General features: G+C 44.8%; 30 protein-coding genes and 1 other annotated feature (1 of these 31 only partly in view). Of the genes, 16 read left to right on the top strand and 14 right to left on the bottom strand.

The features are described from left to right. The first annotated feature begins 11 nt into the window (after window positions 1-11). Together F0220_RS25255 and F0220_RS25250 are read left to right on the top strand one after the other, a co-directional pair. Complete coding sequence (locus tag F0220_RS25255; protein ID WP_105601354.1) at window positions 12-590, top strand: TetR/AcrR family transcriptional regulator; 579 nt, start codon at window positions 12-14, stop codon at window positions 588-590. Between the two features lie 86 nt (window positions 591-676). Next, a complete protein-coding gene (locus F0220_RS25250; protein ID WP_105601352.1) occupies window positions 677-1,459 on the top strand; it encodes an SDR family NAD(P)-dependent oxidoreductase in 783 nt (260 codons plus the stop codon). A gap of 4 nt (window positions 1,460-1,463) precedes the next feature. Here the strand turns inward: F0220_RS25250 and F0220_RS25245 are convergent, their stop codons facing one another. From F0220_RS25245 to F0220_RS25225, 5 genes are read right to left on the bottom strand one after another with little or no spacing between them, the layout of a single operon-like run. Beyond that, window positions 1,464-2,042 carry a class I SAM-dependent methyltransferase gene (locus tag F0220_RS25245; RefSeq protein ID WP_179198690.1) on the bottom strand — a complete coding sequence of 193 codons (579 nt, stop codon included), beginning with the start codon at window positions 2,040-2,042 and terminating at the stop codon, window positions 1,464-1,466. Window positions 2,043-2,076: 34 nt separating this feature from the next. Beyond that, a complete protein-coding gene (locus tag F0220_RS25240; protein ID WP_105601384.1) occupies window positions 2,077-3,120 on the bottom strand; it encodes a sensor histidine kinase in 1,044 nt (347 codons plus the stop codon). Window positions 3,121-3,169: 49 nt separating this feature from the next. After that, window positions 3,170-3,850, bottom strand: a complete 681-nt coding sequence (locus F0220_RS25235) for a response regulator transcription factor (protein WP_105601351.1) — start codon at window positions 3,848-3,850, stop codon at window positions 3,170-3,172. Between the two features lie 57 nt (window positions 3,851-3,907). Next, the gene (locus tag F0220_RS25230; RefSeq protein WP_105601349.1) at window positions 3,908-4,474 is read right to left on the bottom strand and encodes a class I SAM-dependent methyltransferase; all 567 of its coding nucleotides are present in this window, start codon (window positions 4,472-4,474) and stop codon (window positions 3,908-3,910) included. Between the two features lie 41 nt (window positions 4,475-4,515). Then, entirely contained in the window at window positions 4,516-5,019 is a 504-nt protein-coding gene (locus tag F0220_RS25225) for a DedA family protein (protein WP_105601348.1), read from the bottom strand. Window positions 5,020-5,874: 855 nt separating this feature from the next. Here F0220_RS25225 and F0220_RS25220 point away from each other — a divergent pair. Together F0220_RS25220 and F0220_RS25215 are read left to right on the top strand one after the other, a co-directional pair. After that, window positions 5,875-6,462, top strand: coding sequence for a sigma-70 family RNA polymerase sigma factor (locus F0220_RS25220; protein WP_105601346.1), 588 nt, complete (start codon window positions 5,875-5,877; stop codon window positions 6,460-6,462). Beyond that, window positions 6,449-7,198 (top strand): DUF3600 domain-containing protein, encoded by a 750-nt coding sequence (locus F0220_RS25215; protein ID WP_105601345.1) that lies wholly within the window; start codon window positions 6,449-6,451, stop codon window positions 7,196-7,198. Before F0220_RS25220 ends, F0220_RS25215 begins: the two co-directional genes overlap by 14 nt. Before the next feature lie 74 nt (window positions 7,199-7,272). On the opposite strand, the gene F0220_RS25210 is transcribed toward F0220_RS25215, so the two are convergent. After that, window positions 7,273-8,148: an AraC family transcriptional regulator gene (locus F0220_RS25210; RefSeq protein ID WP_181156163.1), complete on the bottom strand. Its 876-nt coding sequence runs from the start codon at window positions 8,146-8,148 to the stop codon at window positions 7,273-7,275. 107 nt (window positions 8,149-8,255) lie between these two features. Between F0220_RS25210 and F0220_RS25205 the strand changes: the two genes are divergently transcribed. After that, window positions 8,256-9,413, top strand: coding sequence for a Gfo/Idh/MocA family protein (locus tag F0220_RS25205; RefSeq protein WP_105601342.1), 1,158 nt, complete (start codon window positions 8,256-8,258; stop codon window positions 9,411-9,413). 334 nt (window positions 9,414-9,747) lie between these two features. Here F0220_RS25205 and F0220_RS25200 read toward each other — a convergent pair whose 3' ends face one another. After that, window positions 9,748-10,068, bottom strand: a complete 321-nt coding sequence (locus F0220_RS25200; protein WP_036605715.1) for a winged helix-turn-helix transcriptional regulator — start codon at window positions 10,066-10,068, stop codon at window positions 9,748-9,750. Window positions 10,069-10,483: 415 nt separating this feature from the next. Here F0220_RS25200 and zwf point away from each other — a divergent pair, with 415 nt between their 5' ends. The 4 genes from zwf (at window position 10,484) to yunB (ending at window position 15,204) form a co-directional block, all read left to right on the top strand. Next, the gene (gene zwf, locus F0220_RS25195; protein ID WP_105601340.1) at window positions 10,484-11,938 is read left to right on the top strand and encodes a glucose-6-phosphate dehydrogenase; all 1,455 of its coding nucleotides are present in this window, start codon (window positions 10,484-10,486) and stop codon (window positions 11,936-11,938) included. Window positions 11,939-12,490: 552 nt separating this feature from the next. Beyond that, window positions 12,491-13,384, top strand: coding sequence for a phosphogluconate dehydrogenase (NAD(+)-dependent, decarboxylating) (gene gnd, locus F0220_RS25190; protein ID WP_062838007.1), 894 nt, complete (start codon window positions 12,491-12,493; stop codon window positions 13,382-13,384). Window positions 13,385-13,470: 86 nt separating this feature from the next. Further along, window positions 13,471-14,115, top strand: coding sequence for a fructose-6-phosphate aldolase (gene fsa, locus F0220_RS25185; RefSeq protein WP_036605718.1), 645 nt, complete (start codon window positions 13,471-13,473; stop codon window positions 14,113-14,115). Between the two features lie 210 nt (window positions 14,116-14,325). Further along, a complete protein-coding gene (gene yunB / locus F0220_RS25180; protein WP_091020784.1) occupies window positions 14,326-15,204 on the top strand; it encodes a sporulation protein YunB in 879 nt (292 codons plus the stop codon). A gap of 88 nt (window positions 15,205-15,292) precedes the next feature. Here yunB and F0220_RS25175 read toward each other — a convergent pair whose 3' ends face one another. Next, window positions 15,293-16,363 (bottom strand): M23 family metallopeptidase, encoded by a 1,071-nt coding sequence (locus tag F0220_RS25175; protein ID WP_105601337.1) that lies wholly within the window; start codon window positions 16,361-16,363, stop codon window positions 15,293-15,295. A gap of 240 nt (window positions 16,364-16,603) precedes the next feature. On the opposite strand from F0220_RS25175, the gene lipA reads away from it, so the two are divergent. Both lipA and F0220_RS25165 read left to right on the top strand, forming a co-directional pair. Continuing rightward, window positions 16,604-17,503: a lipoyl synthase gene (lipA, locus tag F0220_RS25170; RefSeq protein ID WP_105601336.1), complete on the top strand. Its 900-nt coding sequence runs from the start codon at window positions 16,604-16,606 to the stop codon at window positions 17,501-17,503. Between the two features lie 14 nt (window positions 17,504-17,517). Continuing rightward, a complete protein-coding gene (locus F0220_RS25165; protein ID WP_223199774.1) occupies window positions 17,518-17,937 on the top strand; it encodes a YutD family protein in 420 nt (139 codons plus the stop codon). A gap of 27 nt (window positions 17,938-17,964) precedes the next feature. Here the strand turns inward: F0220_RS25165 and F0220_RS25160 are convergent, their stop codons facing one another. Together F0220_RS25160 and ylbJ are read right to left on the bottom strand one after the other, a co-directional pair. Then, the gene (locus F0220_RS25160) at window positions 17,965-18,768 is read right to left on the bottom strand and encodes an NAD kinase (protein ID WP_036673293.1); all 804 of its coding nucleotides are present in this window, start codon (window positions 18,766-18,768) and stop codon (window positions 17,965-17,967) included. A 104-nt stretch (window positions 18,769-18,872) separates the two neighbouring features. Then, entirely contained in the window at window positions 18,873-20,126 is a 1,254-nt protein-coding gene (gene ylbJ / locus F0220_RS25155; protein ID WP_105601334.1) for a sporulation integral membrane protein YlbJ, read from the bottom strand. A gap of 152 nt (window positions 20,127-20,278) precedes the next feature. Here ylbJ and F0220_RS32625 point away from each other — a divergent pair, with 152 nt between their 5' ends. The 3 genes from F0220_RS32625 to F0220_RS25145 all read left to right on the top strand — a co-directional run bounded on the left by F0220_RS32625 (window position 20,279) and on the right by F0220_RS25145 (window position 21,834). Then, a complete protein-coding gene (locus F0220_RS32625) occupies window positions 20,279-20,443 on the top strand; it encodes a hypothetical protein (protein WP_155984997.1) in 165 nt (54 codons plus the stop codon). A 244-nt stretch (window positions 20,444-20,687) separates the two neighbouring features. Then, a complete protein-coding gene (locus F0220_RS25150) occupies window positions 20,688-21,065 on the top strand; it encodes a globin domain-containing protein (protein WP_036605723.1) in 378 nt (125 codons plus the stop codon). A gap of 37 nt (window positions 21,066-21,102) precedes the next feature. Further along, a complete protein-coding gene (locus F0220_RS25145; protein WP_105601333.1) occupies window positions 21,103-21,834 on the top strand; it encodes a DUF2225 domain-containing protein in 732 nt (243 codons plus the stop codon). 11 nt (window positions 21,835-21,845) lie between these two features. Here the strand turns inward: F0220_RS25145 and F0220_RS25140 are convergent, their stop codons facing one another. Continuing rightward, window positions 21,846-22,079 carry a hypothetical protein gene (locus F0220_RS25140; protein ID WP_017692378.1) on the bottom strand — a complete coding sequence of 78 codons (234 nt, stop codon included), beginning with the start codon at window positions 22,077-22,079 and terminating at the stop codon, window positions 21,846-21,848. Next, entirely contained in the window at window positions 22,076-22,246 is a 171-nt protein-coding gene (locus F0220_RS25135; RefSeq protein ID WP_091020788.1) for a YycC family protein, read from the bottom strand. The genes F0220_RS25140 and F0220_RS25135 overlap by 4 nt, the downstream gene beginning before the upstream one ends. A 118-nt stretch (window positions 22,247-22,364) precedes the next feature. Here F0220_RS25135 and F0220_RS25130 point away from each other — a divergent pair, with 118 nt between their 5' ends. Both F0220_RS25130 and F0220_RS25125 read left to right on the top strand, forming a co-directional pair. Further along, on the top strand, window positions 22,365-24,161 hold the full coding sequence (locus F0220_RS25130) for a M3 family oligoendopeptidase (RefSeq protein ID WP_149846797.1): 1,797 nt from the start codon (window positions 22,365-22,367) through the stop codon (window positions 24,159-24,161). A gap of 278 nt (window positions 24,162-24,439) precedes the next feature. After that, complete coding sequence (locus F0220_RS25125) at window positions 24,440-24,850, top strand: O-methyltransferase (protein ID WP_105601329.1); 411 nt, start codon at window positions 24,440-24,442, stop codon at window positions 24,848-24,850. Between the two features lie 77 nt (window positions 24,851-24,927). Here the strand turns inward: F0220_RS25125 and F0220_RS25120 are convergent, their stop codons facing one another. Further along, the gene (locus F0220_RS25120; protein WP_105601328.1) at window positions 24,928-25,161 is read right to left on the bottom strand and encodes an alpha/beta-type small acid-soluble spore protein; all 234 of its coding nucleotides are present in this window, start codon (window positions 25,159-25,161) and stop codon (window positions 24,928-24,930) included. Between the two features lie 231 nt (window positions 25,162-25,392). Beyond that, window positions 25,393-26,367, bottom strand: coding sequence for an aldose 1-epimerase (locus tag F0220_RS25115; protein ID WP_105601326.1), 975 nt, complete (start codon window positions 26,365-26,367; stop codon window positions 25,393-25,395). 245 nt (window positions 26,368-26,612) lie between these two features. Further along, window positions 26,613-26,629: a binding site (T-box leader), on the top strand; it runs 251 nt beyond the window's last position.

Genomic DNA, 26,629 nt, shown 5'->3' with positions numbered 1-26,629 from the left:
GAGGGAAGCTAATGGCGAGAAGCAAAGAGTTCGATGAGTCTGTTGTACTGGATAAAGCGATGAGACTTTTTTGGGAACAAGGCTATGAGAAGACGTCTATGACGGAGCTGGTTAATCATATGGGAATTCATCGTAAAAGCTTGTATGACACATTTGGCGATAAACATACCTTGTTTCTGAAGTCAGTAGATCTGTATGATCACAAAATCAGCTCTGCCCTTGTAGCAGGCGTAAAGCGTTCCAAAACGGCAACGGAAGCACTTCAGTTTATATTTTGTTCTTTAATGCATGGAGAGGAATCTCCAGCATCAGGCTGCTTCATTGTTAATTCGACGGTAGAATTGGCGTCACGCGATGAAGACATGAACAACCGATCAACGGAGATGTTTGCAAATACGGAGAAACTAATCAAGGACATTATGGTGTGGGGACAGCAAGAAGATGAATTCACAACGGAGTACAACGCCGAGGTATTGGCGGAATATCTGCATAATGTAGGGGTTGGGCTAAGGGTGATGGCCAAGACTTCAACGACAAAGGAAAAACTTCTTCGTATATCGACACTATCTATGGATCTCATACTGAAGTAGTCTATTTTTTCACCATTATAGAACGTCCATTCTAATTAATGTTCCAGATGAAACATATTTTATAGAAAAGAGAGGCAGGTAACGATATGAGAAAGACAGTTCTAATCACAGGGGTATCGGGTGGGATTGGTAAAGAGTTAGCAGATCGGTTTGCCAAAGGTGGACATCATATTGTGCTGGTAGCACGAAGCGAGGGTAAAATACAGGATCTAGCTCAGGAGTATCAGAAAAAGTATGGCATTCAGGCGACGGTTATTGCCAAAGATGTTGCGGCACCAGGGGTACCACAGGAAATTTATCATGAGCTGAAGGAAAAGGGGATTGTTGTTGACTATCTTGTCAACAAAGCAGGTTTCGGTCTGTTCGGGATGTTTATGGAAACGGAACTGGAACAAGAAGTTAATATGATTGACGTGAATATCAAGGCTTTAACCGTCATGACCAAGCTATTCTTGCCGGATATGATACAACGTGGACACGGCGGTGTGATGAATGTGGCTTCGTTGGTAGGTTTTTTCCCTGGACCGATGATGTCGGTATATTATGCAACAAAGGCATACGTGCTATCGTTCACTGAGGCTTTGGAGAATGAAGTAAACGGAACGGGCGTTACGGTAACGGCACTGTGTCCAGGTCTGACATCTACCGGATTTGTTGATCGTTCGGGTATGGGTGTCTCGAAGATGTTGCAGGGCCCAATCATGGAAGCGGGACAGGTGGCTGAAGAAGGGTATCAAGGCTTCTTACGTGGCAAGACGTTAATTATGCCTGGTGCTCGAAACCGATTCATCGCGTTTATGCCGCGGTTGTTGCCGCGCAAGATGATGACCCGCATGATTAGATCCTCACAGGACAAGACAGGACATTAAACATTTATAGAGTGTGTCCTTCATCTTGTCTTTTACGACAAACATACACAAAAACAGGAGGAAAGTTGAAAGGCACAAATTGAATTTTCTCCATCTCAAATAACTCAGCTAAGTGTTTCCTCATATGAAGAGAGTACTGGTATAAAACTAATGTGCCTCCAGGTCGGAGCGCTGTATGGATCTGTGACAGGATGTTTTGTCTCATTTCTCTGGAAAAATTAAAAAAGGGCAGTCCGCAAATGATGCTATCCAACTGATGAACATGTTCTTGATTGATCCTTTTTGATAGATAAGATGCATTCGAATGGAACATGAATTCAGGATATGTGTTCTTCAGATTACTTCTCATTTTGGGGTCCCTTTCAAATAAAAACACGGTTGCCGATTTCGGTAATTGTGCTCTCATGAGACGTGTGATGGCTCCTGTTCCTGGCCCCAGTTCAGCGATGGTTCTAACCTCATCCCATGGTACAGACTGGACGATTTTACAGGCTAGAAATTTGGAACTGGGGAGGACACTGCCTACTCGTTTGGGGTTCTTCAGGAATCCTTGCAGAAAAAGGAGTGGTTCGGATGTTTTCATTGCGGTTTCCTCCATTATCAATGCTATTGATGTTTCACTGGGTGTTAGAAAGCAAGCTTAGTTGGAATATAAATACGTTACGCGTATGTTCTAGTGTTAGAGTCCCCTGATGTAACTCCGCAATGTTTCTCGCAATAGAAAGTCCCAGACCAGATCCTGATTGAATGCCTTCGCTATTCCTCGAATAATCCACCTTATAAAAGCGATCAAACAGTCTGTTCTTTTGTTCTATCGTTAGAGGCATGCCTTTATTCTCTACTTCAATGGTAACGTGATTAGGCTGCACACTCATTCGAACATGAATTGTGCCCGGTTTAAAGGAATACTTCAGTGCATTCATGAGGAGATTGTCGATGGCTCGTGCAATCTTATCACTATCCAGAGAGACCATAATCGGAGCCTCACCGAGTTTTTTTTCAATACGAATCCCATGTTCCTGAGCTAAAGGTTCGAATTCAAACAACAATTGATCCAATAGCTGACGTAGGTCAACCTTTTTCAAATCCAATTGGGTATTCACTGCGTTAAGACGTGTGTATTCAAATAAATCATCAAGCAGCTTCTTTAAATGCGTTGCTTTGTTATGGGTGTTCTGGATAAAACGATCATACTCTGCTTTGTCTTGAAATGATTCTGATTTGAGAAGCTCAATATAACCAATTATGCTGGTAAGCGGTGTACGCAGGTCATGTGAGAGGCCAGTGATCATGTCCATCTTGGATTGCTCCAATTCACGTTCTTTAGCAATCTGTTGCTTTAACTGTTCTGTCATGTGATTGATGTTGGAAGCGACTCGCCCAAGTTCATCTTGTCGATTAACGGGCACCCTGTAATTCAGATTTCCTTCGGATATGAATTGAAGCCCTTTCTCTAATGTAATGAGATCTCTCACAATTTTTCGTGTGGAAAACAAAAAAAATAACGTGAAAATTACGATGAAGATTGGTGTTAAAACATAAGGAAAAATGTGAAGAAGTGAAGGCCAATTAAATCTTTCACTAATTTCTGCGGCAGCTATGATCAACATATTATTTACACCCACAGAGCCAACAAATGAAATCAATAAACTGATCAACATTTGATATAGGATGTTAATCTGTATCTTTTTTTTAAAATGTGGTAATGGTTTAATCAATTTTATATCCCACTCCCCATACCGTTTTAATGTACTGAGGTTCGCGCGGATTTACTTCCAATTTCTCTCGCAGGTTACGAATATGAACCATCACCGTATTATCCGAATACCCGTAAGGTTCTTTCCATACGGTTTCGTAAATTTTCTCGGAGCTAAATACTTGTCCAGAATGGCTGGCGAGCAGCACCAGAATGGAAAACTCCAGTGGTGTAAGTGAAATGTCATTATCTTTGAGCTTAACAGAATGTTTACTCGTATCAACGACAAGGTCTTTAATCAGGATAAGTGAATCAAATTCAGCTTTGCCAATGAGTGTTTGACGTCGGAGCTGAGCCTTAACGCGAGCCAGTAATTCTAACGGATTAAACGGTTTGACCATGTAATCGTCGGCCCCGGTAGTCAGGCCCGTGATTTTATCAATGTCTTCTTCCTTGGCGGATAACATAATAATGGGAGTGGGTGATACTTCTCTTATTTTGAAGCAGGCTTTGATTCCATCCATAATGGGCATCATAACATCCAGAATAACGAGTTGGACCGATGTTGTATTGATAATATTTAGCGCTTCTTCACCATTGGCTGCTTCAATGACCTGATATCCTTCGTTACGTAAATAGACATGAATGACATCACGGATATCGGGTTCATCATCAACAACAAGAATGGTACTCATGATTCAACACTCCTTAAAAATTAGGATAACATCAGTGTAAACGATAGCCAGGAATGTTTAAATTGTTTCCTTTTTGCGACAGACATAAACGAACGCAGGTGGGATATTCAAAGGCACTAATTCTATTTTTTCGATGATAAAGTGTTCGGATAATAATTTTTTCATTTGAAGTGAATATTGAAAGGCGATGAATAATCCTCCGGGTTTTAGTGCCTTATGGATCTGCCCTACCAACGTATTTCTTAATTCAGGCTCAAAGTTGAAGAAGGGCAACCCGCTAAAAATGTAATCGAGTTGCTGAACGCCCTCTTGATTCATAGATTCTACCAATCGAGCGGCGTCTGGATAACAAGAGAACTCCGGGTATGCCGTCTTAAGAGTATTCCTCATCGTTTCGTTCATCTCAAACAATAGGACTTTGGTGGAATCCTGTACTTGTTGATGAATATAGCGAGTGATAGGACCTGTACCCGATCCAAGCTCGGCGACTGCTTTTGCCTCTAGCCAAGAGGCTTGCTTCACCATTTTGCTGGCGAGAAACCGGGAACTGGGTATGATACTGCCGACATGTTTAGGGCTTTGCAGAAAGCTTTTCAAAAATAAAACAGGTTCATTGGAATTCATAGGGGTTCCTCCATAATGTGATGTTATGTTATCCAAACCAGTTAGAAATGTAATAAATGAAGCGTCGATAATATGGGGCCGCCGAAGTAAGTTCCCGCTGTAAAATACGTTAGGGTCCATAACAAAGCACTGGAATAGGAGATAATAGCAAATTTTCTATACTGGACGCCGCTCAGCCCAATGACCAAAGGGAGAACATACCGCACGATTGGAATGAACAAACCGATGCACATCGCCCAATTGCCACTCTTATTCAGGATGAGTTCAGCCTTGACGAAGTGTTTATGATGTTGAAATCTGTGTTTTATCTTGGTTCCAAATAACTTCCCTGCAAAATAGGCAAAGGTAATGGCCGTTAATAGTCCTGATAAAATACAGAAATATGTGATCCATGAATTGATAACTCCTGTGTGGCTCAAAATGGCACCGCTGATAATCGTGATTTCATTTGGAATTGGAATTCCGAAAGGCCCTAATGAGAAGGCAAAATAAAAAATCAGATATCCATACTGATGTAGTAGCTCTAAGATCGTATTACTGATCATTGTTTTGCCTCCTCTCTTGTCGATATAGCAATCTTAATGAAAAAAACTAAGGAATTAATGAGCATAATTCTGAAGAAAATCTAAAGAATACATAAGCAAGGCCAAATAACTTACGTTTAAGAGAAAAAAGCCTTGCCAACTTAATGGCAAGACTTGAACAGGTAGAACAATTCAGGAGCGGTGATCAAGTGATTTCTGAATATCAAATAAAGTTTGTCTCAAAAATGAACGTATGAGCGAGCTCGAGTTGATTACCTATATCTTTATCTGCAAGGAATAGGATGAGCATCAAAGAAGAGCCGAGATGTCATAATGACGACTCAGCTCTTTTTGATGTCCCAGGGGATCAGATTTCTTTAAAATCAGTTTATTGTAGGAAGTAGAACCATCTGAGTTTGGCACCAGCAATATAAAACAAAACAATCCACCCCCACAAAAACAACAAACGTAGAGGTCGTGGAATCAGGAGATATTCTGAGTACAATTTGCTGAAAAGTTTCATTACAGTAGTGACCACCCCTGCTAAGTTACTCCCTTATATCCGCTTTCGAAAGAAAAAGAGATGATAAGATAACCAAGATCCCAATAAGTCTGTATACCGTGGTCTAGGGCTCAAGGTTTGTTCTGGCGATTACCAATCTGATGATCGATATAGATAATAGTAAAAGACCAAAGGGGATCTTATAACTCAGATGCAGAACCTCCAATTATATCAAAATTAGGTATATTATATCATGATAAACACCAGAGGACATTTTTGTATCAGATTCAGCCGTACCTACTCATTCAATAAATAAATCGAACGATATGATGCTGGCATGCCAATATATAGTGTAAGGAGGAGGGGGATGGATAATGAGTGAGCAAGATGAGTACATAGAACTTGTAACGTTAATACGGGCGGGGCATGAAGAAGCATATGGAGAATTATATGAGAAAACAGTGACGAGGATATATCACACTGTGCGATTTCTCATCAAGGACAAGTCTGACGCGGAGGATGTGGTACAGGAGATTTACATTCAGGCGTATCGATCATTGGCGCGATATGATGCGGAGCGTGCTTTTCGTCCCTGGTTGATGGGGGTGACGATGCGACAGGTTCAGAGTTATCGACGCAAAAGATTGATGCAGTTTCGGTTTGGCAAGCGGCTCGAGAAATCTGACGTTGGTATGGAATATGATTTTTCCACTGATCTGGTCAACAAATTGGCAAATCGTCCTCTGCTGGAACAGGTGCGTCGTTTGCCGTACAAGCTGCAGCAGGTGGTTACACTTCATTATTTGAACGAATACACGCAAGAGGAGATTGCTGGCATATTGGAGATTCCACTTGGAACCGTGAAATCGCGCATACATGCGGCGCTGGCGAAGTTGAGACAAAAAGAGAAGATGAATCCAAGGTTGCGGGGAAAGGTGGAGGATTTGCATGAGACTCGATGAAGAGTTGCGAACAGCCTACCAGGAAGAGACTAAAGAGTGGTCTGTTCCTGCGGGAATTAAACATAAAATGTTGGATGGTATTCGAAGTGATATTCACATTAGAAGAAATCGAAAAAGATGGCTGGTCACTGGGCTATTGGCTGTTGTACTCATTATTCCCACCGGAGCCTACGCAGGGTACACCTATCTTGCAGACGGAATATATGGTTCACAGGAAAATATCACTGCTATGGGGGGAACAGCTGAGGATTATATGAGGTTGGAAGCAAAGCTGCAGACGGCCAAGACGCATTTCAGTGAAGAAGAATTTGTTCAATACATGGACCTGCTGAAGAAAATGGGGCAAATGGCCGTGAAGTATGCTGATTCTCAGGGAAAAATGCATCCAGAGCAGTGGGGTACAGTGGAGCAGGAACAATATAACCTTCTTGTAGCTGAGCTGGAACCGTTTTTCGAGAAGCTGGAAGCTGTGAGTACCGCTTCACAAAAGGATCCTATGAATGAGCAACAATTCTGGACGGAGCAGTTGGCGCGAGCGGAGGAGATGTTATCTAAAGAGGAGTATACCGAGTTCAAATCTGTGTATGAACAAATGAAGGAGTATGAGCTGATGGTGGTGGATAAGGATGGAAGTATTCATGATGAACGCTTGTCAGTGGAACAGAAGGATGATTTGAGGCAATTAAGAGAGCGACTTATTCCGTATTTGGAGAAGTTGGGGCTTGATGTACGGTGAAGCAAGTAAAACGGTTTGTACGAGAAGAAGCGGAGAAGTGAATTCTTTCGCTTCTTTCTTTATGTGGTGATCCATTACTTCCTCCCCTGCACCTTCAGCCGATATTGATGTGGTGTAGAGCCTGTGGTAGTACGGAATACTTTGCAAAAGTAGGAGGGGCTTGTCATACCGACACGGTGACCGATTTCGGGAACGGAAAGGGAGGAACGGGTGAGCAGCACACAGGCATGACGAATGCGGGTGGCTTGAGCATAAGCAATAATGGTGGTGCCAGTCGCTTTTTTGAATACATGAGATAGATGATAGGGGGATAGATGAAGTGTCTCTGCGATATCCTCCAAACGAAAAGGCTCCTGGTAATGCTGTTCAATCCACTGCATGATGGCTTCGGCATGAGGATGAAGCATTACTGAACTGGATACGGAATGTGCCTTTAGATCCTGAATGACAACATCTTTCCATAAGTAACGTAGTTGCGTAAGTGAATCAAGTATAAAGAGGCAAGTATCCTCCACTGCTTCATGAGGTAGTAGTTCTGGATAGGTCTTATCGAATTGTTCCATTCGTTGAATGAGTGGGGAAGTGGCAGGAAGTCGGATCGGGTGAATCGGAGAGTGCTCTCCCAGCAGGTCATGTATGAAACGGTGAGTCGTCATAAAATGCGACCAATATGTCTTTAATATTTCAAGCTCAAACATAAGCACGTTTCTGATGAAAGGCTGCTGACTGGATACTTGAATCTGGAAGTGGTGCAATTGAAAAGGTCGAAAAATCATGAGCATACCGCGTTCAAGGGAGAAAACCTGACCTTCGGTTATCAACTGCCCGTATCCTTCGTGAATATAGGTTATCTCCAGCTGCGAGTGAGCATGGAACACTTCGCGAAACGTAGTGTTGGATGTACGGCGACAGACCAGCTTAAATTGTTCTCCCAGGAAGATGGACATCATGAATGCCTCCCTTATCATGCACAAGATAGTTATATTTTACCACAAGATGAACGCATAAAAGCGCTTTATTATTGTGTATTGTGAAGGAAACAAGGGAGGTTGTAACGATGTTAAGAGTGGCGATTATTGGAGTAGGTGCAATTAGTGGAGCGCATATCTCAGCATACTTAGCATTTCCAGAGCGATGTCAGATTGTTGCTGTGGTCGATATCTACGTGGAAAAAGCACAGAAGCGAATTAATGAATATGGATTGGAAGGTGCACAAGCCTTTACGGATTACACAGAGCTACTTGCCCAAAATATTGATCTGGTATCCGTCTGTACGCCACCATATACGCATGCTCCAATTGCGTGTGATTTCATGCAAGCAGGTGCGCATGTGTTGGTCGAAAAACCGATGGCATCTTCCCTGGAGGAAGCGGATCTGATGTTGAGAGCAGCGCAAGAAAGTGGCAAGTTACTATCTGTAGTAGCACAGAATCGATTTACGACACCGATGATGAAGTTAAAAGGTGTGCTGGACAGTAAACGGATGGGGCCTATTGTACATGTGCAGGTTGATTCGTTCTGGTGGCGGGGCCACAATTATTATGATCTGTGGTGGCGCGGGACATGGGAAAAAGAAGGCGGAGGTTGTACCCTTAATCATGCGGTGCATCATATTGATGCTATGCTTTGGATGATGGGACCTCCAGTGGAATTACAGGCGATGATGGCAAATACGGCTCATGATAATGCCGAAGTTGAGGATATATCCATGGCGATGCTTCGCTTCCAGGAAGGGGCGCTTGGCATGATTACCAGTTCCGTCATACATCACGGAGAGGAGCAACAGTTAATTTTTCAGGGCAAAGAAGCCCGGGTATCTGCACCTTGGAAAGTGGTTGCTTCTACCGCGCGGAATAACGGATTTCCGGAATCCAATGGAGAGTTGGAACAACAGATTCAGAAGCTCGCTGACGAATTGCCGGATGTTACTCATGTCGGTCACGCTGGGCAAGTGGAGAATGTGTTAAATGCTATTGAGACAGGATCTCCCCTTCTGGTGGATGGCCAAAGTGGTCGGAATACGCTTGAACTGATTGTGGGTATCTATAAGTCGGCAAGTACGAGAGAAAAGGTTGTTTTTCCACTAGGGGCGAAAGACGCGTTTTACACAAGAGAAGGAATTATGCAACATGCCGTACACTTTTATGAAAAAAAGACGACGGTGGACAACTTCGAGGATTCGAGTATTACACTCGGGAGTAAGTTGGATTCGTAGTATTATACGTGAAAAAGATGCCCCTCACATAAGTGAGAATTGGCATCTTTTTTTGTTCCAGGTCTATAACACCTACACCACTAAAAAATCAATACACCCGGTTTTTCCATCCATTTAACTCGCAATCGCTTCGAGATAATAATCTCCATAGTCATTTGGTTTGCAAAATAATAGCGTTATTACGTCTTTGTATACAATTAGTATTCACTGTTTGAAGTAAATAAATCCCGGATGCGGATTGCACTAGCCATTTGCTAAATGCGATACTCCACCTCCGGGATTATCGGCGTTACCTTTAAGCTAAATAAATAAACCATAATGATTCCTCAAAATATTACAGCCACTTATCAGCCCAACGTTCCACGGCGCTTAGCGCTCTCCCCAGTTCCGTACCTTTTCGTGACAACATATATTCAGTCCGAACTGGACGTTCCGTGACCACATGGCGAACCACGAGTCCTTCTTCTTCCAATTCCTTCATTCGCTCATTTAACACGCGTTTACTCAAGTCAGGGATATAAGCGTGAATCTCACTGAAGCGCTTGGGTTCCTCCATCAACGCATGGATTATGAGGGCTACCCATTTTCGGCCAATGATCTGATAAGATTGTTCCACTTTTGTGCATATTTGCTTGGCATTCTCATCATCGCTCATGATTGTGCTCCTTCGGTTTAGTATTGCTTGTAATATCATTAGTATACTTATTGTAACCTACTTGTCCACAGGCCATATGTGTAAAATGTCACATACCAATTGTTCTTAATCTTACCACATAAAGCGTTATCATCAAATAAAAACCCTATAAACACTGGAGTTCACAGGTTAGACACGATTATTGACGAATTGTGACGACAGGTGTAATATGGGTAACGTTAATTCAAAAGGTTACAATTTATAACCTAAATACAGGTTGTGGAGAGAAGGAATGTTCCATGGTTAAATTCAGGTGTGTTATATAAACGGAGGCAAGGCGGGGAACACACCCACTTATTCCGTCTTTTGTCATGCTTGGATTTGAACATTTTGCAACATCATATACTATACTGCACAGATCACAGGAGGCACTCCAATGGATGCAATGACATTTGTCCTGTTCGGGGCAACAGGCGATTTAGCCAAACGCAAGATTTACCCTGCATTATATAACTTGTACATGGATGAGAAAATGCCGGAATCCTTCTCCGTTATCGGTTTGGGACGACGTGAATTGTCGGATACGGACTTTCAGGCGAATGTTGAAAAGTCACTGCATGAATTCTCACGTCAGACGCCGGAAGAAGCATCTCAGGTTCGGGATTTCATTGGAGCTTTCCGTTATTGTTCTTTAAATAATACGAAGCTTGAAGATTACACCAAACTGTTGGAACTGGTTCAACAGCGTGAACAAGAGCTTAACATTCCCGAAAACCGCATGTTCTACATGTCGGTGGCACCGGAATTCTTTGAGCCAATCGCATTAAACATACAAGAAAGTGGCCTGGGTAACACCAAAGGCTGGAAGAAACTGATTATCGAAAAACCTTTCGGACACGACCTGCAATCCGCTCGTGATCTGAACGAAAAACTGAGCAATACGTTTGCGGAAGAAGAGATTTACCGTATTGACCATTTCCTTGGTAAACCAATGGTTCAAAATATTGAGACGCTCACCTATGCAAATCCGGTAATTCAAGCGTTGTGGTCTAACCGTTATATTGCCAATGTTCAGATTACGGCAAGTGAGACGGTGGGTGTTGAAGAACGTGCGGCGTATTACGACCAAAGTGGTGCGCTTCGTGACATGTTCCAAAACCATATGCTTCAGTTGCTGATGATGATTGGTTTGCATTTGCCAAAACGTTGCACACCGGAAGAAATTCAATTCAAAAAGCAAAAAATTGCTGAAGCACTTCGTCCTTTGACGAAAGAAAACGTCGCTTCTGAAGTCGTTCGTGCGCAATATGCCGCAGGTGAGCTGCAAGGCACTTCGGTTGTTGGATATCTGGACGAGCCTGGCATCCCTGCCGGATCGCAGAATGAGACCTATGTTGCCGCAAGACTGTGGATCGATGATCCGTTCTGGAGTGAGGTTCCATTTTATATCCGTACAGGTAAACGCCTGGCTGAGAAATCCACTCGAATCGTTGTTGAGTTCAAGGCTCCACTGAAAACGGGGCATGAATCCGAAAATACAACGGAACCTAACCTGCTTACGATTGAAATTGGTCCGGGAGAAAGTATTTCCCTTCAATTAAATGCGAAGAATCCATTGAACCATGGTGAAGTGGAGCCGATGCATATGACCTTCAACTCAGGTAAACGTAACATCCCTGAAGCGTACGAGAATCTGATCTTTGACGCTATGCGTGGTGATTCCACCTTCTTCGCTCACTGGAACGAAGTGGAGCTGGCATGGCAGTGGGTTCAACCGATTCAGGAAGCATTCGAAGTGGGCAACGTGCCACTGGATACGTACAGTGCAGGTTCGCATGGACCAGAGTCAGCAGATCGCCTGACAGCTGCAGATGGCTACCGTTGGTGGTAAGTGTAACAACAGAGTAATCATCTGAGAACACAACAGTGCAATCCATTGTGTTTACCAATGAACATTTTGCACAAATCCAAAGACCGTCTTTCAAGTAAACAGGATATGAAACGAAATGGTTCTTTTCGTCTTCTAGAACTTGTATTCGGAAGCGAGTTGATCGAAATGATGCAAAATGCTGATATAGATGAAGTAGCTTTTATGATGTATACAGATCTCATTTTTTATGAATTATACCGTTCCAATTTTGCATAAGCCCTTCCGGTTATGTTTGCCGGAGGGCAGTGGAAATTTTTTAATATAGAGGTGTTCAAATTAATTAACTTTTGGTGTAGTGCCGTAGTGTAGGGGATGGAATCGATTCTGAAGAAGCGAAGCGTTCGCCTTTGTATCCGAATTTTAACTATAAGAAAAATAGTTAAAAAAAATTTGGATACAACAGCGATCATAAGAACGATCCATCACCGGAACGGTTGCTGCATAACGCAAACCTTAATTAATATTTGAACGCAAATGCAATTTAAACATTGTTCATAACAGGAGGATTTTAAAATGAAACTTGGACTCGTCGGATTAGGAAAAATGGGATTGAACCTAGGTAGAAACTTGATTGACCACAAACACGAAGTAGTTGCTTTTGACCTGAACGCTGAAGCAGTAAATGAAATGAAAGAATACGGCGCTGAAGGCGTGTCTTCTTACGCTGAGATGGTGGCTTCGCTCGAATCCCCACGTGTATTGTGGATCATGGTTCCCCACAACGTAGTAGATGCTGTATTGGCTGAAGTCAGCCCGTTGTTGTCCAAAGGCGACATCATCATTGAAGCGGGTAACTCCCACTACAAAGAATCCATCCGTCGCTATGAAGAGATGAAAACCAAAGGCATTCACTACATGGATGCAGGTACATCTGGCGGTATGGAAGGCGCACGTAATGGAGCATGTTATATGATCGGTGGGGACCCGGAGGCTTGGGCAATCGTTGAACCGGCATTCAAAGATACTTCCGTAGAGAATGGCTACCTGTATGCTGGTAAAGCGGGCAGCGGTCACTTCCTCAAAATGGTTCACAATGGTATCGAGTACGGTATGATGGCATCCATTGGTGAAGGTTTTGACGTATTGGAGAAAAGTGGATTTGATTTCGACTTCGAACAAGTGGCTCGCGTATGGAACAACGGTTCCGTTATCCGCTCTTGGTTGATGGAGCTGACAGAACGTGCCTTCTCCAAAGATGCAAACCTCGATGAGATTAAAGGTGTAATGCACTCTTCCGGCGAAGGACGCTGGACAGTAGAAACGGCATTTGACCTTCAAACCGCTACACCGGTTATCGCGTTGTCCTTGCTGATGCGTTATCGTTCCCTGGAGACAGACACATTCACAGGTAAAGTGGTAGCAGCATTGCGTAATGAATTTGGCGGTCACGCTGTAGAGAAAAATTAATTTTATATATAACTGTTAACATATGATGAGAATCGGGTAATGACTTATATCGTGTTTTCGAATTCATCAAGTGGAGGGAACATATCATGAAATTTTTCTTGGATACAGGGAATGTGGAAGAAATCAAACGGATCGAACGTCTGGGTCTGGTGGATGGAGTCACGACTAACCCGTCTTTGATTGCCAAAGAAGGTCGCGTATTTAAAGAAGTCATTCAGGAGATCTGTGGCGTTGTTAAAGGCCCGGTCAGTGCTGAAGTCATCGGTCTCAAAGCCGAGGATATGTTGAAGGAAGCTTATGAAATTGCAGAATGGGCACCGAATGTAGTCATTAAATTGCCGATGACCGAAGATGGGCTGTATGCTTGTCATGAGTTGACGCAAAAAGGGATCAAAACCAATGTTACGCTGATTTTCTCCGCAGCACAGGGCCTGATGGCGGCGAAAGCCGGTGCAACCTACATCAGTCCATTCGTTGGTCGCTTGGATGATATTGCTGTGGATGGTATGAAATTGATTCGTGATCTGCGTCTTATTCTGGACATGTATGATCTGCCTTCCGAGATTATCGCAGCAAGCATTCGCAATATCAAACATGTAGAGGATGCAGCCCTTTCCGGTGCGCATATTGCCACCATTCCGGGTTCGCTTCTGCCGACACTTTGGAAACACCCACTGACGGACAGCGGGATTGAACGTTTCCTGAAAGACTGGGAATCTGTTCCGAAATAAAAGGATAGACATGCCTGAATCTTTGGGTGGTCTGAACATAAAGCCTTTCGTCTTGCAGAGTAATCTGCGGGCGAAAGGTTTTTTATCTCTGTTTATTATGTTGTTGTTACTTTCTATAGAGTGTACACGTACTGTCCTTCTTTTTTGGGACAACGGTGCATAAGGTTAACATATAGCCTATAGCTCATCCCGTAGGGGAGGGACACTTCGATGATGAGAAGAAAATGGCGAAGCCGGAGACGCCGTAAGCCGCCAAGCGGCAAGCGCAAAATGTGGTTGATCATTTTATTGGTCACTGCGTTTTGTTTGATGCAGGGCTTTGCTTATGTGGATAAAAAGATGAAGCCCCCCATCATGCACTTGGCCAAGATCAGAGTGAAGCAGATTGCGACCGAAGCGATCAACAAGGCGATTACAGCACAGGTTGCTGATGGCAAAACCAACGAAGGACTGATTGACTGGAAGACGGATACCGCCGGGAAGGTGTCCGGTTTCATGCTGAACTACAATGAGCATATGCGGATCACCGCAAGTACGATGAATATTGTGCAATCCACGCTGCAAAATGTACACATGTTAAAAGAAAAAATCCCACTGGGTCAGGCGCTCGGCAGTCCGGTGTTGGCTTCATTTGGCCCGAGTATACCGGTTCGTATTGAGCCCCAAGGTGCTGTCAAAGTGGATCTGAACACCCGTCAACAGAATGCGGGTATTAACATGATTTTGGTGGAAGTGTACATTCACATTATTGCTGAGGTCGCGGTCGTGGTGCCCTTCGACATGGAACCCGAAACGGTCGATACGGAAATCCCGATTTCCTACCTTTTGGTTGTCGGAGATGTGCCAATGTATTATTACGATAATCAGGGCAAGCCAGTGGGTAGTAACGGCAGTAATGCCCCAGCTATTGCGCTGCCATCAGGTCATACAGGTGTATCAAGCGGTAATGGAGTAACTACGAATCCCCCTAGCCAGAACCAGCAACAGACGCCGTCAGACCCTTTGCAAGGGAATGAACTTGAAATTGAGCCGGATGATCTGCCTGATGTGAATGGGGGATTGCAGCTCAATAAGGACGCGCACCCATGATACACACAAATTAGAATTGTAAAGCAAAGAAAGGGGCCTCAATTAAAGAGGTCCCTTTTTCGCTTTGCTGATCGTGCATATCCTCGTCTCACTTGCTTTTCTTGCTCTTTTGTTTGCGTTCATCCTGTTCCCAATGTTTCAGCTGTGGATAAGGATCAAACGACCATTCGTGCAGTCCGCTGTCCCGGTAGATCCCATAGTGCAGATGCGGAGGGAATTTGCCCTGTGTCCCAGGTTTCCCGTAACCCGAACTGCCAACCCAACCTACAACCTGACCGGGGATTACCACTTCACCGATGCGTGCACTTTTGTCAAAACCCGAAAGATGAGCGTAATAGTGATAATGATTGTTCAAATCCCGAATTCCGATGCGCCAGCCACCAAACGGATTCCAGCCTTTGATTTCCACGACCCCGTAACAGGTACTGCGCACAGGCAGGCCATGCGGAGCGAAAATATCTGTTCCCTCATGAATGCGATAACCGCCCCAGCTTCTTTTTGTCCCCCAGGTACTGCGATAGGAGTAGTTGGTTCCGAGCGGGACCGGAAAGGCATGTCCGAATAGATCCAGATTGTCAAAATGCTCATATAACTTCGCGAATTGCTGTATCCGTTGCACAGCACGGGAGTTGTGATAATATTCCCACAAGGCAATGTTGAAGTCCTCTTGTTTGTTCCCGTAACCCTGAATAACAGAAGCCATGCTGTACAGCACATCCTGATCATTGTTGGCATCCGCTATACCGTCTCCTGAACCATCACGTCCATATCCTTTGAAAAAAAGAATGGATTCCGGATGTTGATCCGTCTCATCGGGATTTAGCCATCCTCTCCAGGCCGGAGGGGTCATGAAGATACCCGTAAGCCGCTCCGGATGCTTGCGATCCTTTGGATGTGCACGAGTAATCGTCCGTTCATACTGATCAATGGCAGCAAGCCTGTACCAGGGAATCTGGGTCATCTGACCGATGGTTTCATATAAATGGCGACGTGCAGCGAAAATTTCTGCGGGTTTTAACTCGGCAGCCTGTGATTTGGGAGTGGCCTGGGCGGGTTCACTGTAAACTTCAACAGGCAAGAATGGGAGAAGCAGAGTACCTGCAAGTAATGTTTTGATCCAAAAGCGGTACGTGTGCCTGAAGGTCAAGCGTTGTTGCACTGGGAAGCAGCCCCTTTCCATTAGAATAATACAAGGTACCCGATGAACCAAGCTAAAGGTTAGCGTTCTTCAAAAGTTCTCATTTTATCCATGTAAGCTCTTGGGGGGAATCCAATTATACAAATTGTCCATATCGAGCATGAATGCACAAGATGTGACAAATGGGGGTTTTTCCAGCGCTTTCATGGTATAATATGTTCCGAGCAACAGCCTAACTTCAGTAGAAAGAAGGTTTATGCATTGGCTAAACGTGTTAAAGAACCGAAGCCGGATTGGATTCGGATCAAATTGACAACCGGCGATAACTATCAGGAAATGAAAACGATGATGCGTTCCAAAACGCTGCATACGGTATGTGAGGAAGCGCGGTGTCCGAATATTTATGAATGCTGGGCCAATCGAACGGCCACTTTTATGATTTTGGGCGATATTTGCACAAGGGCATGCCGTTTTTGCGCGGTGAATACAGGCTTGCCAACGGAGCTTGATCTGCAGGAACCAGAACGTGTGGCGGAAGCAGCAGAGCAGATGAATCTGCAACACTGCGTAATTACAAGTGTAGCCCGTGATGACCTGAAAGACGGGGGAGCTACGATCTTTGCAGAGACGGTGAAGGCCGTACGGCGACGGTTGCCATTGTGCAGCGTTGAAGTACTCATTCCAGATTTTCTGGGCGATCGGGAATCTTTGCAGATTGTAATGGATGCCAAACCGGACATTCTGAATCACAATATTGAGACGGTTGAGCGGTTGTCAGACAAAGTGCGTGCCAAGGCGAAATATAAACGTTCACTGGAATTGCTTGCTCGTGCCAAAGAAATGCAACCTAACATCCCTACGAAATCAAGCATTATGCTTGGTGTAGGTGAGGAATATAATGAAATTTTATCAACAATGGATGATCTTCGTGCGGTGAGCTGTGATATTATGACGATAGGTCAATATTTGCAGCCTTCGGAGAAACATCTGTATGTTGAAAAGTATTATCCGCCAGAGGAGTTCGCTGCATTGAAACAGGAGGGATTAAAACGTGGGTTCAGCCACGTCGAATCTGGCCCGATGGTACGCAGCTCCTACCATGCGCATGAACAGGTGAAATCGGCTACCAAACATGCTGAACAGGCGGCAACACACGCGTGATGGAGGATACCGGATTGGAAGAAGAAAAAAACACAGAACAGATTCAGGAGCAACTTCAGGAACAGATCCAGGAGCCGGTTCAGGAATCGGTTGTTGAGTCAGTTGAAGAAAAGCCCAAAGAACCGGTCATTGTACAGATCGGTGGAAAAAATTATGAAATCGTCCAGAACCACAAAGAAGGCTGGAATCCAGAGGTTTTCCGTGATCGTTACAGTGAAGTGCTGGAGCGTTATGATTATATTATCGGAGACTGGGGTTATAGCCAGTTAAGGTTAAAAGGTTTTTACCGTGACAACCATCCAAAAGCGACGAAGGATTCCACAATCGCCAGTATGGTGGATTATATCAATGAATATTGTAACTTTGGCTGTGCGTACTTTGTGCTTCAGAAGAGCAAAGATCAACCTCAAGCCAAAGCAAAAAGCGGTTCCTGAGAAGGACCGCTTTTTTGGTGTGTTATTTTAGTCAAGAAATGCCGTGCGAACCCGGTTCCAGAATGGGTAAGGGCGGAAACGTGCGAAACTGACCTTATGACTGGATACCTGACAACGGACGGAGATCAGATCCTCCACCATCACATTTACATGATCAATCGTCATCAATAACCGCTGATCCTTGCGGGAGAAAATATCACAATGATGATGCTTGGGCAAAATAACCGGTGAACCAAGTGTCCGATAGACCCGGTTATTAATCGATGCAATCTCAGCAATCTGAATGGCCTCGATGGTTGGATGAACCATGGCACCGCCAAGGGCCTTGTTGTATGCCGTGCTGCCTGATGGCGTGGATACACAGATTCCATCCCCACGGAACATCTCAAATGTCACATCGTTAATATCGACCTGGGCCACGACGGTACCGTCTACACCTTTTAACGTAAATTCATTAAGGGCGATGTAAGAGGAATTCCCCGACTTTTTCCGGATCTCAAGCTCCAATAGCGGGTATTGTACAATGCGTGGTTTGAGACGCTCCGGATCTCCTTTGCCACTCATCAGCCTGACTAACTCCCGTAATTCTTCCTTCTTCCAATCGGCGTAAAAGCCGAGATGGCCTGTATGAACCCCAACAAAAGCAATATCCGGAATACGGTCGATGAAATTGTGAAATGCCTGCAGCATCGTACCATCGCCCCCGATGGAGATAACAATCTCCGGCGATTCTGCATCCAGCTTGAACCCTTCTTCCTTCGCCAGCGCATGAAACTGCTGACTGAGATCAATCGATAACTGGTCTCCGCGGTCTTGAACATAATATCTCAAGATGAAAGCTCCTTTGTGGTCATTATACTACCGATGATAATCAATTCCGCGGAAGAACACAACGTTTGGGCGCATATTCCGTTAAATATAGATGAATCGTTGACTTATTTTTTGGCATGTCGTCTTGGCTTGAGAATGGAACTTAATATCGCAAGGAATAACAACAACACGATGAGGCTAACAAAAACAATCATTCCGGATAAGAGAATCAGTCCCCAGTCCGGTGTATACGTTGATAACGATGGGATGAAACCGGGCTCCATGAGAACGGGTGAAGAGGAACGCCCCATCATGGGTGTCCACAATAGCAGGACCAGCACAGGTGCGATTAGCGCATGAATCGCTCTGGCAAATAGAAAGGGACCGTATCTCATGGGTGTGTTGCTAAGAACGCTCATAATCTGTGCATGGACGGATAATCCGCCCCAGGAGAGAACAAAGGCTGCTGCTGCTACTTTATAGACGAGTGGGATGGATGCCCCGGCACTCCCAGCCTCTTTGTTCCCCAGCGTGACTTCAAACAGTCCACCAACCAAGCTAGGAGATAAGGATGGAGGCAGTCCGCTATGTCGTAACAATTGTTCGGTTATGCCGTATAATCCGCCAAGCCAACCGGTCTGGACAAGCAGCTCCATCATGACCGAGAAGAATACAACCAGCCCTCCTACGATAATAATAAGGCGAAGGGATGAGGAGACTGCCTGGCGCAGCAGTTCACCGAATGCCCGTCCGTCAGCTTTTCTTGCTTCATGCATCGCATAGATGGCCCGGACCAGTCTGTTTCTAGGTATCCCCTCCGATGGAGATCCAGAAGAACTGTCTGGGTGTGAGCCTTTTGCTGTACCCCCGTGAAAACGCATGAGCATACCTACCAGAAAAGCTGCAGCGTAATGGCTCGCAACCAATACTGGAGCAATGGCGACATTATGGAAGAACCCAACCGATACGGCTCCAATCATGAAGATCGGATCGGATGATGTAGTGAAGGCAACGAGCCGTTCTCCTTCTTCCCGGGTAACCAGCTTTTGTTCCCATAACTGGGCGGTCAGTTTCGCTCCTGTAGGATAACCGGATGCACAGCTCACGGCAAATACAAAACCACCGCTTCCGGGAACACGAAACAATGGACGCATCAGTGGATTCAGCAATGTGCCCAGAAAATGAACAATGCCAAAGCCGAGCAGCAGCTCGGACAGCACCAAAAAAGGAAAAAGGGAGGGAAACAATACGTCCCACCAGATGGACAGTCCGCGTACACCTGCATGCCAGGTTTCCGCTGGATACAAGACCATTAACACACAAAGGATCAGGAGAGCGAGTGTGACCAGGACATGGGTGAGTCGTTGTGAAGCAGCCATGAATTCTTCTCCTTTATATTTGGAATGGTCGGTGTGCGGAAGTCTGTGGTGTTATTGCCATCAATATATGAAAAAAAGTGGACAAACAGTACAAAATTATACGTAGAAAGCGCTTGCAAAAGTGGCTGTGTTTTTGATTAATGTGTGCTAAAATGAGAAAAACGCCTGAACGTCACCTAATTGTCTCCAAGGTGGAATTCAATTCGGATGGAGTGATGATCATGAGTCTTGTCACCGGAATCCTGGTCTGTGCTTTTGTATATGTGATACGTGCCTCGCTGGTACGCTCTGAGGAAGAGGACTGGCGGAGTTATTAATGAAATATCTAGTGCGCCAACCCAAGCGGTTGGCGCTTTTTTTGTGATACGTTTTGAATAAGGTCCTATATACAGATGGCAGGTTACATGTCCTGATGATTTCATGTTATATAGGACTTTTTGGTTTTTTTTGATAGAATGGAGATAAAGGCTTTTGGGGCCTGGATATTGTTACTGTTTTCACAATGTTCACGTAACGTGTAATATATGGCAAAATTCGACATCAGAAAGGGGAATCAGACGAATGAATCCAAGTTTAAGTATTTATGACAATCTTGGCGGTGAGAAAGGTGTTCGCGCACTGGTCGAGGCTTTCTATCCGATCGTTCAGCAGAATGAGCAGCTGGCTCCGCTTTTCCCGGAAGATATTCAGCCGGTCATCGACAAGCAGTATATGTTTTTGTCTCAGTTTTTTGGAGGACCAGGGCTGTTTTCCGAGGCATTTGGACATCCAATGATGCGTGCGCGTCATATGCATTTTGAAGTGACGGTTGAACGGGCTGAGGCTTGGCTTGCATGTATGGATCAAGCCTTAACACAGATTGGTGTGGAGGAGCCCTTGCATTCGTTTATCCTGCAGCGTTTATCCGGGCCTGCACATCATTTTGTAAATACACCGTAGATCCGAATATAAGCGTACGGGAGAGGGATGGAAGAGATTGGAATTAGAGCCGCTGTATAAGGTGAAAGTGACCTGTCATTATTGCGAAACCGAGTATGAGACCTCACGGGTAAGACCAAGTTTGAAAAGGCCCTACCGGACGGATTCGGATTTTTGTGCGTACTACAAGCTGGAGAATCCAGATTTTTATGTGGTTCGCATCTGTCCGCAGTGCGGGTTTGCCACGACGGAGAACGCAACGGAGCATTTAAATGATGCTCAGCGCAAGGCTTTTAAGGAACAGATCGGTAACCGCTGGGTTAAACGTGATTATAGCGGAGCACGAACACTGGAACAGGCGCTGGCTACGTACAAGCTTGCCTTGCTGTGCGCACAGGTTATCCAGGAGAAAGATCGTGTCGTCGCTGGTCTGTTGCATCATATAGCTTGGTTGTATCGTTATATGGAGGACCATACACAGGAACATCGTTTCCTTGAATTTAGCCTTGAAGCCTATGTGAAGGTGTTCGAACGTGAAGGAACGGGTGGCAATGAAGCCAAACTGTTGTATTTGCTCGGGGAATTGAACCGCAGGGTAGGACGGTTTAATGAAGCAGTGCAATGGTTTAGTAAGGTCATTCATGACAAGCGGATCACAGATGCGGCCATGATTCGTGCTTCAAGGGAACAGTGGGCCGTGCTGCGTGAGCAGATGATTTCAAGTAAATTGGAACTCCCTGAAGAGATGCTGGAAACAGACAAAGAGGCTGCGAAGCGCAGCCCCCTCTAGGTTGATCTACATTAGTTACGGACAGGACGGCTGGATAACAAATAATCACTGTCGTTGTCGATGACGGTCATGCTTGTATTACAGCAGGGAAAGACGAGTAATTTCTTTTTGCCTTCGCGAATGAGCACAAGCTCTTTGGGTTTGAGGGGGAGCAGCACGTTGCTTGCATGACAGTAGGGACATTGCTGTACATAGATGTCTCCCATCACAATATCGTAAGGCCAGCTGTTCTCAAACGGAATCATTCTTGTTCGCCTTCTGGTTCGGAAGGTTTGGAGGCTTCTTGTTTGGCAAGTTCCGCAATCTTCTGCATCAGGATATGTTGGGGCATGTGCATCAGGTGCTCCAAAGGTACGCCTAAGGATTCTGCTAATTTGACGGCTGTATCAGCCGATACTTGTAAAGGTTTCATACAATTACCTCCTGAAAGTTACTATAAGTATTTCTCTAGTATAGAGATATGACACGCATAAAACCAGTTTTTAATTCAATCCTAACCATCCAATTTATAGAGAGAGGTGCCTTATTAAATGAAAACGCCATTACACCCCGTATGGGACCTGGAGTCCATTTTTAGTGGAGGTTCTTCCTCCGAATCATTCGCTGCGTATCTTATTGAACTGGAAGAGGATGTACGTAAACTGCAACATCTGTTGAACGAAACACCTGCACCGACTTCAATAGAAGAGACGGCAGCATTTGATCCGATTTTGGAACTGCTGCAAAGCTGTTATATCCGCATATCGGAAGGTTCTGCGTTTGTATCCTGTCTCTCATCGCAAAACCAGAAGGACAAAAAGGCAACGCAACTTCAAGGCGCCATCAGTTCTATTGCAGCGATGCTGAACGGCAGCAAATCGAAGTTCGATAATACACTCAGTCAGACATCAGATTCGGTGTGGGACGCTTGGATTGCTCGGGAAGATATTCAGCCGCTGGCATTTGTACTGAACGAGAGTCGCACGCTGGCACGTGAGAAGTTGTCGCCGGAACTGGAAGGTCTTGCTCTGGATCTGGGTGTGGATGGTTATCATGGTTGGGGCAAATTCTATAACACGATTGTCAGCAAGGTGAACATTCCATTTGAGCAAGATGGGGAAACGGTGATGCTCTCCGCAGGACAGGCTGCCAACAAGCTGAGCGATAGTGATCGGAATGTACGCGAGACGGTATTCGCAAACTGGGAGCAGGCTTGGACTGATGTCGAAGATTTCTGCGCTGACACGCTGAATCACCTCGCGGGATTCCGTCTGAAGTTATACGAGAAACGTGGCTGGGATGATATCCTCAAAGAACCTCTGGCCATCAACCGGATGTCACGTCAGACACTGGATACGATGTGGGATGTGATTAATGGGGCCAAACCTGCACTTGTTCAATATCTGGAGCGCAAGGCAGAACTGCTGGGGGTAGACAAGCTCAGCTGGAGCGACGTGGATGCACCTGTAGGCCAATCAAGCGGCAAAATCACTTACGATGAGGCAGCCATCAATATTGTTGAACAGTTTGCCAAGTTCAGTCCTAAACTTTCCTCGTTTGCAGAGATGGCTTTTGAGAAACGCTGGATCGAAGCAGAAGACCGTCCTGGCAAACGTCCAGGCGGATTCTGTACGTCTTTGCCACTTAGCAAAGCAACCCGAATTTTCATGACCTTCTCCGGGACACCATCTAATGTGTCCACTCTTGCGCATGAACTTGGTCATGGATATCATCAACACATTATGGAAGAGTTGCCTGCGTTGAATCAACGTTACGCGATGAATGTGGCTGAGACAGCCTCCACGTTTGCTGAATTGATTGTAGCAGATGCCTTGGTGCAGGCGGCAACAGATGAGCAAGAGAAGCTGGCGTTGTTGGAAGATAAGATACAGCGAAGTGTGGCTTTCTTTATGAATATCCATGCCCGGTTCCTGTTTGAGAATCGTTTCTATGAACAACGCAAAAAAGGTCTGGTTAACGCGGATGAACTATCCAAATTAATGGTGGATGCTCAGCAGGAAGCGTTCTGTGGTGCACTTGCATCAGATCATCCTCATTTCTGGGCATCCAAACTGCATTTCTATCTGACTGGTGTGCCATTCTATAATTTCCCATACACGTTTGGGTATATGTTCAGTGCGGGAATCTATGCAAGAGCGCAGCAGGAAGGTACAGCATTTGCAGATAAATATGATGATTTGCTGCGGGATACAGGGCGTATGACGGTCGAAGAACTTGCCCAAAAACATCTAGGTACGGACCTGACACAACCGGAATTCTGGCAAAATGCTGCGGACTTGGTTATTGCCGATATTGAGCAGTTTCTACAGATGACGGCGACCAAATAATAGGTTGAATATATATGAAAGAGGCTGCAATCCCCTGTTAACAGACACGGGATTGCAGCCTCTTTTTGTTCGCGATCCTAATTTTTAAGGTTTAAATATTTTGTCGCAAATGAAAGAAAAAGCTCAGTTTAAGGGAGTGGAATGGCAATTAATTGTGCAAATCATAGTTAGAAATACCCAACTTTGCCGTTATTTGTTGAATGATCACATATGATGTCATATAATGAGTCGTAAGTCCTTGATGTATAGGACTATAAGCATATAAGGAGAGTGTTAATATGAAAATTGATGAGCTTTCATTAGCGAGACAGTTGGATCTGGTGTTCAAAGAACTTGATCATGAGTTATCAGGGTTAGATTCAGGGGTGGTTTTTGTGCAAATACGAAACAACGTAATTGGGAAATTCGGTATTCGACATAATCCGATAGCTGGACGAGATGGGCAGATGGATGTGGAGGAAGGGGGGCTAAACCAAACCCAGAGAACTTCTTTCCGGGCAATGGCACTGGAGACGTTGAAATTCAAACGCAATTGGACGCATGGCGAGATATCATACGACTTCACAGTAAGACAAGGTATGATTTTGGTAGATGCAACGATGGAGTCTAATTACAATATGGCGAGCCTCATGATTCGTTACCCTAGAACCAATACATACAAGGATTCAGATATGGAGTCGACCTCATAATTCGTTGCACAAGAGAAAGCGGCACTTCCGAAGAAGGCCGCTTTTGGATTCTGTTTGCTTAAGCAATAATTACGAGCTTACGAACGACCCGATAATTGCTGCTCAGCGATTTGCACCAGACGTTTAGTGATGTATCCACCCAGAGAACCTGTCTCACGGGAAGTATAGTTACCGTAGTAACCATCTTGTGGAATAGTTACACCCAGCTCTTGTGCAGCTTCCATTTTCAATTGTTGCAATGCTGCAGTTGCTTGGGGAACGACCAGGTTGTTGGAGCGGCTACCGCTACCTTGGTTTTGACCTCCGTACATATGTGTCACCTCCTTATGGGTTGGTGATGTTAGTATGGTTAGAGAATACGGAAATATACATGATATGGCGTAAGGGAAAATATGGATAACTATCAGTGCACAGGACACATAAAAAAGCCGACCCAATGCGGTCGGCAAGTTGTATTTGGATATCAAAATATAGGTTGATATGCGTAAAAGCAAAATATAGGTTGATATGCGTAAAAGCAAAATAGAGGATGATCAGCTCGCTTAGTCTGTAGGAGGTATAACCTCAATACGTGTAAATAACTCAACAGGCTGTTCCGGTTCCAAGCGAATCAACCCGGTTTGTTCATCCGAGAAAGCCAAATTAGGTGCATCTGGTAGCCAAGTGTACGGTTCAATGCACAAAAACTGATCGGATTCACCTTTGGTAAAGAGAACCCAATGTTTGAAAAATGCTTCATCTGCTGAATATTTCAATGTATATCCATCTTGCCTGTGTAAGTAAGCCGTAGCCGGTTCAGCTTCGGTAGCTTTCAACAGGGTATCCCAGTTACGTCCCTGCAAATTGATGCCTTCGTTCAGAGCAGACCATTCACCCAGAGATTCCAGTTCACCTGTCGGTAATTGTTCTTCATTCTGTCCGTATATTCCGGAAACAGGCAGTTGCAGTGTCCAGTCGGCAGGTTTGCCGTCTAACAAAAACCATGTATGATATCCCATCCCAAAAGGAGCAGGTGTTGAGCTCAGATTGGTGACTCGCAGACGCTGGCTAAATACAGCGTTTTGCAGACTGAACGTCATCTCAAGTTTCAGGGGAATCGGGAATTGAGCCATCCAATGCTCTTCATTTTCGGTCAGTAATTCAGTCGTAATTGCACAGCCGTCTTCATCTTCCTCAATGTCACTGACACACCAGGATTGGGTACGGTGGAGACCGTGAATATGGTTGTCATTCGCCGTGTTCTGATCGAACTGGTAATGAACGCCTTCATATTCGAATTGTCCACGATGAATGCGCCCTGGTGGTATCAGGAGAGGAACGCCAAAATGGTACGGCTTCTGCAGATAAAAGGCAAGATCGTCTTCATCCGGACGGCGAACGACATCTCTGTCCTGCACTAAATCACGAATAGAAATAATATTATTTCCAAGACGCGGCAGCAGGGTGATTTCCAATTCACGGCTATGTAGGATATACGTGTCGTAACCATTCCATTGGCCTTTGGTCACTTGTTTCATATCGATGCTCCTTTTCCCACTTGAAATCTGTCTGCAAGCAGTTATGATGAAGCTACTGCTGCAGGCGTGTCGTTGTGTACATGCCAGCTATTTCCTGCGCTATTTCGTGTGAAGCAGACAACAGGATAAGCAATTCCATCATAACAGATTTTGATGTCTCGGGTAAAAAAGTTCAACTCATTTTGACATTCGCGCCTGTGCGCATTAAGATGGAACTCTGAAAGCATTTATTAGAATTGAATGACATGAAATCGATGACAGG

Origin of the sequence: Paenibacillus sp. 37 (genome assembly GCF_008386395.1) — a bacterium.
In the GTDB taxonomy this organism is placed as follows: domain Bacteria; phylum Bacillota; class Bacilli; order Paenibacillales; family Paenibacillaceae; genus Paenibacillus; species Paenibacillus amylolyticus_B.
The sequence above is the reverse complement of the archived record's forward strand: the minus strand, read 5'-3'. Positions and strand labels throughout refer to the sequence as shown.

Excerpts from the sequence above, each read along its gene's own strand:
- F0220_RS25235 (WP_105601351.1), bottom strand. The coding sequence starts at position 3,850 with ATGAGTACCATTCTTGTTGTTGATGATGAACCCGATATCCGTGATGTC.
- F0220_RS25125 (WP_105601329.1), top strand. The coding sequence starts at position 24,440 with ATGAAAATTGATGAGCTTTCATTAGCGAGACAGTTGGATCTGGTGTTC.
- F0220_RS25240 (WP_105601384.1), bottom strand. The coding sequence starts at position 3,120 with ATGTTGATCAGTTTATTGATTTCATTTGTTGGCTCTGTGGGTGTAAAT.
- F0220_RS25130 (WP_149846797.1), top strand. The coding sequence starts at position 22,365 with ATGAAAACGCCATTACACCCCGTATGGGACCTGGAGTCCATTTTTAGT.
- F0220_RS25250 (WP_105601352.1), top strand. The coding sequence starts at position 677 with ATGAGAAAGACAGTTCTAATCACAGGGGTATCGGGTGGGATTGGTAAA.
- yunB (WP_091020784.1), top strand. The coding sequence starts at position 14,326 with ATGATGAGAAGAAAATGGCGAAGCCGGAGACGCCGTAAGCCGCCAAGC.
- F0220_RS25200 (WP_036605715.1), bottom strand. The coding sequence starts at position 10,068 with ATGAGCGATGATGAGAATGCCAAGCAAATATGCACAAAAGTGGAACAA.
- gnd (WP_062838007.1), top strand. The coding sequence starts at position 12,491 with ATGAAACTTGGACTCGTCGGATTAGGAAAAATGGGATTGAACCTAGGT.
- F0220_RS25215 (WP_105601345.1), top strand. The coding sequence starts at position 6,449 with ATGAGACTCGATGAAGAGTTGCGAACAGCCTACCAGGAAGAGACTAAA.
- F0220_RS25115 (WP_105601326.1), bottom strand. The coding sequence starts at position 26,367 with ATGAAACAAGTGACCAAAGGCCAATGGAATGGTTACGACACGTATATC.
- F0220_RS25225 (WP_105601348.1), bottom strand. The coding sequence starts at position 5,019 with ATGATCAGTAATACGATCTTAGAGCTACTACATCAGTATGGATATCTG.
- ylbJ (WP_105601334.1), bottom strand. The coding sequence starts at position 20,126 with ATGGCTGCTTCACAACGACTCACCCATGTCCTGGTCACACTCGCTCTC.
- F0220_RS25120 (WP_105601328.1), bottom strand. The coding sequence starts at position 25,161 with ATGTACGGAGGTCAAAACCAAGGTAGCGGTAGCCGCTCCAACAACCTG.
- F0220_RS25210 (WP_181156163.1), bottom strand. The coding sequence starts at position 8,148 with ATGATGTCCATCTTCCTGGGAGAACAATTTAAGCTGGTCTGTCGCCGT.
- F0220_RS25230 (WP_105601349.1), bottom strand. The coding sequence starts at position 4,474 with ATGAATTCCAATGAACCTGTTTTATTTTTGAAAAGCTTTCTGCAAAGC.
- fsa (WP_036605718.1), top strand. The coding sequence starts at position 13,471 with ATGAAATTTTTCTTGGATACAGGGAATGTGGAAGAAATCAAACGGATC.
- F0220_RS25220 (WP_105601346.1), top strand. The coding sequence starts at position 5,875 with ATGAGTGAGCAAGATGAGTACATAGAACTTGTAACGTTAATACGGGCG.
- F0220_RS25255 (WP_105601354.1), top strand. The coding sequence starts at position 12 with ATGGCGAGAAGCAAAGAGTTCGATGAGTCTGTTGTACTGGATAAAGCG.
- F0220_RS25205 (WP_105601342.1), top strand. The coding sequence starts at position 8,256 with ATGTTAAGAGTGGCGATTATTGGAGTAGGTGCAATTAGTGGAGCGCAT.
- F0220_RS25135 (WP_091020788.1), bottom strand. The coding sequence starts at position 22,246 with ATGAAACCTTTACAAGTATCGGCTGATACAGCCGTCAAATTAGCAGAA.
- F0220_RS25245 (WP_179198690.1), bottom strand. The coding sequence starts at position 2,042 with ATGAAAACATCCGAACCACTCCTTTTTCTGCAAGGATTCCTGAAGAAC.
- zwf (WP_105601340.1), top strand. The coding sequence starts at position 10,484 with ATGGATGCAATGACATTTGTCCTGTTCGGGGCAACAGGCGATTTAGCC.
- F0220_RS25150 (WP_036605723.1), top strand. The coding sequence starts at position 20,688 with ATGAATCCAAGTTTAAGTATTTATGACAATCTTGGCGGTGAGAAAGGT.
- F0220_RS32625 (WP_155984997.1), top strand. The coding sequence starts at position 20,279 with ATGAGAAAAACGCCTGAACGTCACCTAATTGTCTCCAAGGTGGAATTC.
- F0220_RS25140 (WP_017692378.1), bottom strand. The coding sequence starts at position 22,079 with ATGATTCCGTTTGAGAACAGCTGGCCTTACGATATTGTGATGGGAGAC.